The organism is Achromobacter sp. 1014246743, from assembly GCF_059760725.1.
In genome coordinates, this window is the sequence record NZ_JCBANA010000049.1 from 43,090 (window position 1) to 50,354 (window position 7,265).

Below are 7,265 nucleotides of genomic sequence, written 5' to 3' on the forward strand. Positions count from 1 at the left end.
GATGCGGCGGCGGGCCAGGCGGGCCCGCCCGCCGTCAGTGTGGCTTGGCGGCCCGCGCGCGTTCTTCTTCGCGCAGGCGCAGGATGCGACGCTGGATTTTACCGGTGGTGGTCATGGGCAATGCTTCGACGAATTCGATTTCCTTGGGGTACTCGTAGGGCGCCAGGCGCTCGCGCACATGTTCCTGCAGGTTCTCGATGATGTCGCTGCGGTCGCGCTGGGCGAATTCCGGGGTCAGCACCACGTAGGCCTTGACCACCGCACCACGCTCGGCGTCCGGCTTGGGCACCACGGCGGCGTTCGCCACGGCCGGATGGCCGATCAGGCAGCTTTCGATTTCACCCGGGCCGATGCGGTAGCCCGACGACTTGAATATGTCGTCGGCCCGGCCCGCATACCAGAGGTAGCCGTCGGCATCGACCCGGGCCAGATCGCCCGTCAGGCACCAGTCGCCCTGGAACTTGGCCTGGGTGGCGGCGTCGTTGCGCCAGTACCCCAGGAACAGGACGGGGTCCGGGTAGCCGTGGATGTCGTAGCGGTTGACCGCGATTTCGCCGGTTTCACCGGCCGCCACGGGCTGGCCCGCATCGTCCAGCACGGCGACGCGGTGGCCCGGGTAGGGGCGGCCCATGCTGCCCGGCTTGGCCGGCCAGCGCTTCTGGCTGTTGCCCACCACGTAGTTCATTTCGGTCTGGCCGAACATTTCGTTGGGCGTCACGCCCAGCGCGGACTGGCACCATTCGAAGACGGTTTCCCCCACGCTCTCGCCGGCGCTCATGATGGAGCGCAGGGCCAGTTGGTAATGATTGCGGGGCTCCGGCACCGTTTTCATCATCATCTTCAGCGCGGTGGGGAAGAGGAAGGTGTTGGTGACCTGGTAGCGTTCCATCAATTCGAAGGCGCGCTCGACCGAGAAGCGTCCGCGCGTGCCCACGATGGGATGGCCGAAATACAGCGTGGGCAGCAGTGCGTCCATCATGCCGCCGGTCCAGGCCCAGTCGGCCGGCGACCAGAACACGTCGGCCGGTCGCGGAAACCAGTCTTGCGAGGCCACGAAGCCCGGCAGGTTGCCGATCAGCGCGCTGTGCGGCAGCAGGGCGCCCTTGGGCGCACCGGTGGTGCCGGACGTGTAGAGCAGGATGGCCGGGTCCGATGAGCGAGTGGGCACCGGCTTGAATTCACTGGGTTGGCGCGCCAGCAGGCTGCGCCAGGGCAGCACGCGCTCGTCGGCGAAACCGATGCCGATGATCTGCTGCAGGGCGGGGCAATGGTCGCTGACGGCCAGCAGGTTGGCGCTGGAGGCGTGGTCCACGATGGCGACGCGGGTGTCCGAATCGCACAGGCGGCTTTGCAGGGCTTCGGGGCCGAACAGCGCGGACAACGGCAGCACGACCGCCCCCACGCTGTAGATGGCCATGTGGGCGACGACGGTTTCCGGGCGTTGCCCCAAAACCACACCGACCCGGTCGCCCCGGCCCACGCCCATCTTCACCAGGCCATTGGCCAGCTGATTGGCGGCCTCGGCCAGCCGTGCATAGGTCCAGACCTCGCGGTTGCCGGCTTCATCTTCGTAGTAGATGGCAATGCGCCGCGCATCCGGACTACTGGATGCCCAGCGGTGGCAGCACGCTTCCGCAATGTTGAACTGGGTGGGAACCAGCCAGCGGAATGATTGGTAGAGCGCCTGATATTGGTCGTTCATGGCCCTATGTTGTAAGCATGTTGCAGCGTGAACGGGTCTGTTTTTGCCCGTTGCCCCAACTGCAAGCATGACCTAGAGGGCCGTGAACTGCAATATCCCCGTTGCGTAACGGGGACGTATAAGGGTTATCACGGGTGTTTGCCCTGGCGGCGCAGGGCGGAAGGCAAGGCGGGCAGCGACAGGGAACGCGGCTTGCGCTGGGCTGGATCGGCCTGCCGTTCGGCCTGGATGGCGGCCCAGTCCAGCAGCTGCAACTGGCCGTCATGGGTCTCGGCCAGGGCCGACAGGCTTTCCACCCAGTCGCCATCGTTGCAATACAGGATGCCGCCGACGTCGCGCAGCTCGGCCTTGTGGATGTGGCCGCAGACCACCCCGTCCAGGCCGCGGCGGCGGGCTTCGCCGGCCAGCGCTTCCTCGAAGTCGGTGATGAACGACACCGCGTTCTTGACCTTGTGCTTCAGATACTGCGACAGCGACCAGTAGTGCAGCCCCAGTCGGTGGCGCAGGCGGTTGAAGTGGTGGTTGATCCACAGCGCCAGTTGATAGAGGCCGTCGCCCAGATGCGCCAGCCAGCGGCTGTGCTGGATCACGCCATCGAACTGGTCGCCGTGCAGCACCAGCAGGCGCAGGCCCTTGGCCGTGACGTGCACGTCTTCATCCAGGATTTCGATGTCGCCGAAGGCAAAGCCGGCGAATTCTCGGGCGAATTCGTCATGGTTGCCAGGGATGAACACCACCCGGGTGCCGTTGCGCGCCTTGCGCAGGATACGCTGGATCACATCGTTGTGGGCGCGGGGCCAGTGCCAGTGCTTGCGCAATTGCCAGCCGTCGACGATGTCGCCCACCAGGTAAAGGGTGTCGGACTCGTTGTGCTCAAGGAAATCCAGCAGGAACTCCGCCTTGCACCCGGCGGTACCCAGGTGAATATCGGAAATCCAGAGGGCGCGCCAATGCGTGGGGCGGATTTCGTTCACGGTCGTATCCATGTGGGCTGTCGTCATGCCTGGGAATGAGACCACCCCGCGATGACGGGGACATGAAGAATCCGTGACGCTGTTGTGACGGCACCGGTCAGCCGCGCAGATGTCCCAGCATGTCGTGCACGTCGTGGGCCATGATGGCCAGCAAGCACACCAGGCCCAGGTAGGCGCAGGTATAGGTCACTTTGCTTTCCAGCGAGGTGCCGTAATAGGCCTGGTTCTCGGGCAGCGTCGGGTCGTACTTGAAGGCCCGCAGCACATTGGGGAAGGCCAGCACGGCCACCAGGATGAGGATGGGACTGGGACGCCAGAAGAACAGCGCCACCAGCACCGGCACGCCGACCAACCAGATGCGTGGCGACAGCACCGCGGTGATGCGGCCGCCGTCAAAGGGCGACAGCGGGATCAGGTTGAACAGATTGATGAAGAAACCCGCATACGACAGCGCCAGCAGCAGGTCGCTGCCGGTGCTGCGCGCCGCGAAGTAGCAGGCCAGCGACGCCACCGTGCCGGCCAGCGGGCCGCCCAGCCCCACGTAGGCCTCGGTATCCGCGTCGTGCGGCATGTCCTTGAGCTGGATCCAGGCACCCACGAACGGAATGAATACCGGCGCGCCCACGTCCAGGCCGCGTTGGCGCGCCGCGATGTAGTGCCCCATTTCGTGCAGCAGCAGCAACAGGACGAAGCCCGCGGCGTAGCGCCAGCCGAACACCAGGGCATACGCCGCCACCGACAGCAGCATGGTGCCGCCGGTGGCCAGCAGCTTGCCGAACTTCAGGTACTTGAAGCCCGACAGCAACAGCAGGATCAGCTTCATCGTTCAGGACGCAAGCCGGCTCAGGGTTGGGCCTGATCGGCCTTCTTGCCGCGCATGCGCTTCCACAGACCGCCACCCAGCGCCGCGGCGGCCAGGATGCCGACCTTGGCGAACTTGGCCAGGAAGGCGGCGATCACGGCGAACAGCCCCAGCTTCTTGGCGGCCACGCCGGCCACCAGCGCGGCCAGGCCGTATTCGGCCACCTTGTCGGTCGACGAATTGAAGTCGGCGTAGCGCTTGCCTTCGACGTACTTCAGGTTGTCCAGCAGCGTCAGCACGGCGGTCTTGTCCTTGGGCACCAGGCTCTTCTGCGTGATCAGGTCCAGCGTGATGTAGCCGTCACGACCCAGCGCGTAGGTGTTGTAGTTGACGGTGGGGTTGTCGTTGGCGGTTTCGCCCTTGTGCTTGACGGCCACCGACCAGACCAGGCGCTGCGAGTTGCTGTCGTACTTGGGCGATTCGACCCAGCCGTCCATCACCAGTTCGGGAAAGCCGCGCTTCTTGCGTTCTTCGTTGGACTGTTCAGTGCCTTCACGCAGGCTGTCCAGCAGCTCGTTGACGTTCCAGTTCTTGGCGTCATCGTCCTTGATGTAGCCGGCCTTGTCGAAGTTCACGGTGATGACCCAGTCGTCATCGTCGCTCTTGGGCATGACCACGCCCAGCAGCGAGGGGTCCTTGCCGTTGCCGTAGGCGGCCATCAGGCGGTCGGCCTGGGCGCGCGGCACGAAGAACATGGATTCGGGCAGATGCACGACGGCCTGGTCGCCCAGTTTGACGTCGGCCGGGCCTTCCTGGGCCGCGGCGAAGGCGGCTTTCATGGCCGCTTCGATTTCCTGCTGCGCAGCGGCATTCTGGGCGGAGGCGCCCAGGGGCAGGAACAACAGCACGCTGGCGGCGGCCAGCGACAGGCGGGAAAGGAAAGCGCGCATGATTTTTTTGAGGCGTCTGTGAAAGGGGCCTCATTGTCTTTGCGGGCGACTTTCAACTTTCTGAAAGCCAACGCCAAAATCGGCGCACGATTTTGCTGTTTGTAAGCAGGTGTGTTCAGCAGGCGGTCAGCGCCCGCCCTTGCCGGATGTCAGCGTGCCTTCTTGCGATTCGGCGCATTGCGCAGGCGGGTGCCCAGGATGCGGTCATGCAGGAACTGGCCATCGGGGTCGAACCAGGACCAGACGAAGATCGCGAAAGGGGCTGCGACGATGAACATGTCGACCGACGCCCAGCCCGTGGCCATGGCGGCCAGCTTGACCAGCGCGGCGCCCGCCAGCACCAGCGGCCAGGCCAGCACGTAGCGCAAGACCAGGCGTGGCGTGGTTGGCGTATTGCCGTCGCGGTCGACCAGCCGGATGTTCCAGGTCTTCATGGGCAGGGTCTGCCCACGGCGGCGCCAGCACAGCACGAAATAGGCGCCGATCGCCACGAACAGCCAAGCCTGGCGGGCTGATCGCAGTTCCAGCGCATTCTTGCTCTGGGTCAGCGTGTCCATCAGGTAGCCTGCCAGGAACACCACGCCAAACAGCAGCACGGCTTCGTACATCATGCAGGCAAACCGGCGCAGCCGGTTGGGAGTCTGGTCAAGGAGGGTGTCGGTCATGGGCCGGTATTATCCGACAAAGCGGCCGACCATAAAAAAAACCCGCCGGTAAGGGCGGGTCTATAAAAGGGGCTATGCAGCCCCCAAGGGGAAAACGGTCAGGCCCGAGGGCCTTGGGCCATGCTCAGGCGGCGGAGTGCGCGTTCTTGGCGCTCGTCTTGCCAGCCAGGGCACGGACGCCGTGGGCCAGCTTACGCAGGCCTGCGGCCAACGCACGCATCGGATGCGGGCGGAATTGTTCTTCGATGGCCTGGAGCATCAGTTGACGCTCGAGTTCGTCGGTCAGGCGGATGGTGTTGTTCGGGTTGATCACAATAGCCTCCACGGGCTTGCACAGTTGTTTAGCTACTAGGGATTACCCGAATTATAGGGTTAACCCTGAAACTGTGCAAGCGTCCGGTGCATTTCGGCAACACCATGGTGCTGATGATGCCCCAAATCGGCGCTGCGGGGCACCATAAGCAAAGATACGGGCGCCATGTTGCGGCGCTTTTACAACGAGCAGGGGGCGGGGTCAGGCAGGCCGCCGCCCAGGGGCAAGCCCCCGGGCGGGGTAGGGGAAGGTCAGGCGTCGCGGTAGCCGGCGGCGACCAGCTCGAAGCCGAACAGGCGGCAGTCCAGGGCGCCGTTGTGCAGCGGCACGCGGCGCTTGGGTTTCAGGCGCATCTGGTTGGGCAGGGTCATGTCGCTGGTGATGACGTGCAATTGCCAGCCGGCGAAGTTGCGCTTCAGGCAGGTGGCCCAGTCGCGCCACAGGTCGGCGTCCGGCTCGGTCAGCATGCGCTCGCCGTAGGGCGGGTTGGTGACGATCCAGCCATGGTCGGCCGGGGCTTCGATGTGGCGGGCGTCGCCCACTTCGAAACGGATGGAATCGGCCGTCAGCCAGGCGCGCTCGGCGTTGTTGCGGGCAAATTCCACGGCCTGGGGGTCCAGGTCGTACCCGACCAGAGGGGCGTCCAGCTGCGGCAGGATGCGCGAGCGGGCGTCGTCCTTCAGGTCGCGCCAGCGGTAGGCGTCGTGGTCACGCAGGCGCTCGAATCCGAACGGGCGCGAGATGCCGGGGGGCACGCCCAGGGCGATCCAGGCCGCTTCGATCAGGATGGTGCCCGAGCCGCAGAAGGGATCCAGGAGCGGCGCGGCCGGGTCCCAGCCCGCCAGCGCCAGCATGCCGGCGGCCAGGTTTTCGCGCAGGGGCGCTTCGCCCTTGTCCAGGCGCCAGCCGCGCTTGAACAGCGATTCGCCGGAGGTGTCCAGGTACAGGGTGGCGGTGTGGCCGGTCAGGAACAGGTGCACGCGGGCGTCGGGGCGCACGGTGTCGATGCTGGGGCGTTCGCCTTCCAGTTCGCGCAGCCGGTCGCAGATGCCGTCCTTGGCGCGCAGATTGCAGTACTGCAGGCTCTGCACCGGGCTCTTGATGGCGGAGGTGTCGACGCGCAGGGTCTGTTCGGCGCCGAACCAGCGTTCCCAGGGGGTATCGCGGGCCAGGTCGAGGATGTCGTCTTCGTGCGAGATCTCGGCATGGGCGACCTGCACGAGGATGCGGGTGGCCAGGCGCGAATACAGGTTGGCGCGCTGCACGCCGGACCAGTCGGCGGTGAACGAGCAGCCGGCGCGGCCGGCTTGGGCGTCTTCGTAGCCCAGGGCCTGCATTTCGGCGGTCAGGGCTTCTTCGAGGCCCTGCGGGCAGGGCGCGAACACCTTGAAGGTTTCGGCCTGGCGGGTTTCGCGGGGGCGGCGGCTGCGCACCTCGACGACGGGCTCGCGGTCGCGATGATCGTGGTCGTGTGCGTCGTCGTGGCGGCCGGGCGGGGCGTGACCCACGTCAGCGGCGTCATCGTAGTCGGGTTCGGGCGCGAATTCGGGGGCGGGGCCGTCGTCTTCGAAGGGGTCGTAGAAGCGGCCGGCCGGGGTGGCGGGCGCGATGTACTGGTCATCCAGGCGCGGCGCGCGCTGCGGCGGGCGGCCGGATCGCGTGCTGGGGGCGGCGTCGCGGCGCGGGGCGTCGCCGCGCTTGCGGGCGGGCGGACGTCTCTTATACACATCCGACGCCGCCGACGAAACGGGCGATGCTGTGAATTCTGTGGGGGCCGTGTCACTAAAAGAAAAAAACAATCTTACTGACATCTACGTCGCGTCTCTACTGTGTGTCATCACCAATTAACTAAATTGAAT

The 7,265-nt window shown here is 65.7% G+C and carries 7 protein-coding genes; all 7 read right to left on the reverse strand.

Annotated features, from left to right (window positions below; translation table 11 throughout):
• Positions 1-34 precede the first annotated feature (34 nt).
• The 7 genes from AC6LJ2_RS20160 to AC6LJ2_RS20190 all read right to left on the reverse strand — a co-directional run bounded on the left by AC6LJ2_RS20160 (position 35) and on the right by AC6LJ2_RS20190 (position 7,133).
• Positions 35-1,702 (reverse strand): acetate--CoA ligase, encoded by a 1,668-nt coding sequence (locus AC6LJ2_RS20160; RefSeq protein ID WP_445658435.1) that lies wholly within the window; start codon positions 1,700-1,702, stop codon positions 35-37.
• Between the two features lie 128 nt (positions 1,703-1,830).
• The gene (locus tag AC6LJ2_RS20165; RefSeq protein ID WP_263910573.1) at positions 1,831-2,703 is read right to left on the reverse strand and encodes a UDP-2,3-diacylglucosamine diphosphatase; all 873 of its coding nucleotides are present in this window, start codon (positions 2,701-2,703) and stop codon (positions 1,831-1,833) included.
• Between the two features lie 70 nt (positions 2,704-2,773).
• The gene (locus tag AC6LJ2_RS20170; RefSeq protein ID WP_445658436.1) at positions 2,774-3,499 is read right to left on the reverse strand and encodes a site-2 protease family protein; all 726 of its coding nucleotides are present in this window, start codon (positions 3,497-3,499) and stop codon (positions 2,774-2,776) included.
• A gap of 20 nt (positions 3,500-3,519) precedes the next feature.
• Positions 3,520-4,428: a DUF2167 domain-containing protein gene (locus AC6LJ2_RS20175; protein WP_263910576.1), complete on the reverse strand. Its 909-nt coding sequence runs from the start codon at positions 4,426-4,428 to the stop codon at positions 3,520-3,522.
• A gap of 149 nt (positions 4,429-4,577) precedes the next feature.
• Complete coding sequence (locus AC6LJ2_RS20180) at positions 4,578-5,093, reverse strand: RDD family protein (RefSeq protein WP_498152026.1); 516 nt, start codon at positions 5,091-5,093, stop codon at positions 4,578-4,580.
• Positions 5,094-5,217: 124 nt separating this feature from the next.
• Complete coding sequence (locus tag AC6LJ2_RS20185; protein ID WP_006393542.1) at positions 5,218-5,406, reverse strand: hypothetical protein; 189 nt, start codon at positions 5,404-5,406, stop codon at positions 5,218-5,220.
• Between the two features lie 251 nt (positions 5,407-5,657).
• Positions 5,658-7,133, reverse strand: coding sequence for a THUMP domain-containing class I SAM-dependent RNA methyltransferase (locus AC6LJ2_RS20190; protein WP_498152027.1), 1,476 nt, complete (start codon positions 7,131-7,133; stop codon positions 5,658-5,660).
• Between the last annotated feature and the right edge of the window lie 132 nt (positions 7,134-7,265).

Bases quoted from the DNA above. Each gene is read 5' to 3' on its own strand.
- AC6LJ2_RS20160 (WP_445658435.1), bottom strand. From the start codon at position 1,702: ATGAACGACCAATATCAGGCGCTCTACCAATCATTCCGCTGGCTGGTT.
- AC6LJ2_RS20165 (WP_263910573.1), bottom strand. From the start codon at position 2,703: ATGACGACAGCCCACATGGATACGACCGTGAACGAAATCCGCCCCACG.
- AC6LJ2_RS20170 (WP_445658436.1), bottom strand. From the start codon at position 3,499: ATGAAGCTGATCCTGCTGTTGCTGTCGGGCTTCAAGTACCTGAAGTTC.
- AC6LJ2_RS20175 (WP_263910576.1), bottom strand. From the start codon at position 4,428: ATGCGCGCTTTCCTTTCCCGCCTGTCGCTGGCCGCCGCCAGCGTGCTG.
- AC6LJ2_RS20180 (WP_498152026.1), bottom strand. From the start codon at position 5,093: ATGACCGACACCCTCCTTGACCAGACTCCCAACCGGCTGCGCCGGTTT.